Here is a 2,714-nt window from a genome sequence, read left to right as displayed (position 1 = left end):
TGTGGTAATCCTGGCCTTGCCAAATTTCTGGAAATCCTGCACTATTGGCCTTGATTTTAATAATCCTTTACTGAAAAACATGTCTTTCGCACGCGCTTACTTCTTTTTTTACTTTAGCTATTCCAGCCCCACGGCGGTGAAAAGCGGTAAGCGTTCGTAAGTAAAGAGCAAACCGAAATTTCTAAAAAACCGCCAGCGATGGCGGTTTTTTTATACCCAGTCACTTTTTGAGCCAGGAGAAAAACATGCTACGCACCGACGATCTGCGCATACGAGAAATGAAAGAATTAGTTCCACCGTCCCATCTGATCCGCGAATTCGGCTGCTCCGAGAAGGTGGCCGATACGGCTGCCAATTCGCGCATTGCCTTGCATCGCATCTTGCACGGCCAGGATGACCGCCTGATGGTGGTGATCGGTCCATGCTCGATCCACGACACCAAGGCGGCGATGGAATATGCCGGCCGCCTGGTCGGCGAGCGCGAGCGCTTCAAGGGCGAGCTGGAAATCGTCATGCGCGTGTACTTCGAAAAACCGCGCACCACGGTAGGCTGGAAGGGCCTGATCAACGATCCGTACATGGACAACAGCTTCCGCATCAACGACGGCCTGCGCATGGCGCGCGAGCTGCTGCTGAACATCAACGAGCTGGGTCTGCCGGCCGGCACCGAGTTCCTGGATGTGATCAGCCCGCAATATATCGCCGACCTGATCAGCTGGGGTGCGATCGGCGCCCGCACCACCGAATCGCAGGTGCACCGCGAGCTGGCTTCCGGCCTGTCGTGCCCGGTCGGTTTCAAGAACGGCACCGACGGCAACATCAAGATCGCGGTGGACGCCATCAAGGCCGCTTCGCAGCCGCATCATTTCCTGTCGGTGACCAAGGGCGGCCACTCGGCGATCGTGTCAACCAACGGCAATGAAGACTGCCATATCATCCTGCGCGGCGGCAAGGCGCCTAACTACGATGCGGCCAGCGTCGATGCGGCTTGCAAGGATATCGCCAACAGCGGCCTGGCATCGCGCCTGATGATCGATGCTTCGCACGCCAACAGCTCGAAGAAGCCGGAAAACCAGATTCCCGTATGCGCCGATATCGGCAGCCAGGTTGCTGCAGGCGACGGCCGTATCGTCGGTGTCATGGTGGAATCGCACCTGATCGCCGGCCGCCAGGATCTGGTGCCGGGCAAGGAACTGGTCTACGGCCAGTCGGTGACTGACGGCTGCATCAACTGGGAAGAAAGCGTGGCGGTGCTGGAAGGTTTGGCGGCAGCGGTAAAACAGCGCCGTCTGCTCAATAGCAGCCCGGCTTAAGCGGGCAGTTCAAAGGGCGGATATGTGATCCGCCCGCATGCAGACCGGGCGCTGTCAGAAGCGCTTGGTCAGCACCATCATCTCGCCTTCGCGTTTCATCTCGGTGCGGTTCAGGAACGACATGCCGAGCAGCGCGAACGGCAGCCCGGCTTCCTGCACCAGGGCGTCGACCTGGTTCATTTCGATATCGCCGATCTTGACGGTATTCAGCTTGACCATATATGCCGGCGCTGCGCCGTTGGCGGTATTGACCATGGTCATCCGGCCCTTCTTGTAGTCCACGCCGAGCCGCATCGCATCCGATGCCGGCAGGGCGATCATGGTGGCGCCGGTATCGACCAGCATGGTCATCATGGCGCCGTTGATCTGGGCTTGCGCCACAAAGTGGCCTTGCGGATTGACTTTCAGGGTGACGCTGGAAGTGGCGCCCGGGGCGCTGCGGCTGACATAGTCGCCGATGCCGATGACCTGGCGCTTGCCTTTGATTTCCAGCGTGGCGGTGGAGCTATTGGCTTCCACCAGCTTGACGTCGTCGGTGACCTTGCTGCCGACCGCGAAAGTCTTCGGCCCGGAGCCGTCGATCACCAGCACCGCCTTGCCCGGGAACAGGCCGACTACGCCGATGTCGGAAGCTTGAGCGGTGACGGAGGCAAACAGAAACAGGCTGGAGATCAGGGCAAGCGGGCGCATGGGGACCGACTTTCGTGGCAAGAGGTTGGGATAGCGCCGCTGAATTTGTGGTCAGCAGGCAACAGCAGGTGGATGATAACCTTATATGTTGCCTAGTTTCAATTTAGTCACGGAAATTATTGAATTCGAGTGGTAAATCGGCCACTTCCTTGCGCAACATCGCCATCGCTGCCTGCAAATCGTCGCGCTTGGCGCCGGTGATGCGCACGGCGTCGCCCTGGATGCTGGCCTGGACTTTCATCTTGCTGTCCTTGACGATGCGGACGATCTTCTTGGCCGCTTCGGATTCGATGCCGTTCTTGATCTTGATGACTTGCTTGACCTTGTCGCCGCCGATCTTTTCGATCTTGCCGATGTCGAGGAAGCGGGTGTCGACATTGCGCTTGACCAGTTTTGCAGTCAGCACGTCGCGCACCTGGCTCAGCTGGAATTCCGAGTCGGCATAGGCGGTCAGGTCGCGTTCTTTCAACTCGATGCGGGCGTCGCTGCCCTTGAAGTCGAAGCGGGTCGAGATTTCCTTGTTGGCCTGGTCGTTGGCGTTTTTTACTTCGACCAGGTTGGCTTCCGATACGGTATCGAATGATGGCATGGTGATATTCCTTCTGTATGTTCAAACAAAGCCGGCCGCGGTGGTGTGCGGCCGTCGAGCTATGCGCATTTTAGCGGACAAGAAACCCGAGGTGTCGGTCTTGCCGCGCTATTTTCTTGCTG

The 2,714-nt window shown here is 58.3% G+C and carries 3 protein-coding genes; 1 reads left to right on the top strand and 2 read right to left on the bottom strand.

Features of this window, described 5'->3' with window-relative positions; genetic code table 11:
* Window positions 1-245 precede the first annotated feature (245 nt).
* Complete coding sequence (aroG, locus tag JWQ61_RS13930) at window positions 246-1,313, top strand: 3-deoxy-7-phosphoheptulonate synthase AroG (protein ID WP_061541153.1); 1,068 nt, start codon at window positions 246-248, stop codon at window positions 1,311-1,313.
* A 54-nt stretch (window positions 1,314-1,367) separates the two neighbouring features.
* On the opposite strand, the gene JWQ61_RS13925 is transcribed toward aroG, so the two are convergent.
* Both JWQ61_RS13925 and JWQ61_RS13920 read right to left on the bottom strand, forming a co-directional pair.
* Window positions 1,368-2,003: a TIGR02281 family clan AA aspartic protease gene (locus tag JWQ61_RS13925; protein ID WP_304361049.1), complete on the bottom strand. Its 636-nt coding sequence runs from the start codon at window positions 2,001-2,003 to the stop codon at window positions 1,368-1,370.
* 103 nt (window positions 2,004-2,106) lie between these two features.
* The gene (locus JWQ61_RS13920; protein WP_014007212.1) at window positions 2,107-2,592 is read right to left on the bottom strand and encodes a YajQ family cyclic di-GMP-binding protein; all 486 of its coding nucleotides are present in this window, start codon (window positions 2,590-2,592) and stop codon (window positions 2,107-2,109) included.
* Window positions 2,593-2,714: the final 122 nt, after the last annotated feature.

This window comes from Collimonas fungivorans (assembly GCF_028292705.1).
Lineage (GTDB): Bacteria > Pseudomonadota > Gammaproteobacteria > Burkholderiales > Burkholderiaceae_D > Collimonas > Collimonas fungivorans_B.
This window is presented reverse-complemented; position numbering and strand designations above follow the sequence as displayed.